The 347-nt window shown below is 34.9% G+C and carries 1 protein-coding gene; it reads right to left on the reverse strand.

Annotation, left to right across the window (positions count from 1 at the left end):
* The coding region (locus AOA60_RS32100; RefSeq protein ID WP_218240516.1) for a hypothetical protein at positions 1 to 301 on the reverse strand (301 nt) is incomplete at its 3' end.
* Between the last annotated feature and the right edge of the window lie 46 nt (positions 302 to 347).

Genomic DNA, 347 nt, shown 5'->3' on the forward strand with positions numbered 1-347 from the left:
CTCCCCAATCTTCCCTCTGCCCTTGTATTGTTACTTCATTGTCTTTTTCGACCGCAATAATATTTGGATTATTTTCTAATCCACGAATGGCAACTTCAGGGACACTGATTGAAAGCGCTGGTACATTGTTATATTCGTTATCCACTTGTCCATTTGCTTGTGTGATAATTCTTTTGTCCACCGTATCTTTAAAAAGAACAATAACTTTTTCGTGTTCTTTAGCTTTTGCAAACACTCTCAGATCGGGTACTAGTGTAAAAACTAGAAGTGCTATTAACATAATGATAAATGACTTTTTCACAAATATTCCCCCTTCTCATTCATTCCAAAAACACTATCTTTTAAAT

This window comes from Pseudomonas sp. 2822-17 (genome assembly GCF_002742485.1).
Taxonomy (GTDB): Bacteria; Pseudomonadota; Gammaproteobacteria; order Pseudomonadales; family Pseudomonadaceae; genus Aquipseudomonas; species Aquipseudomonas cyclaminis.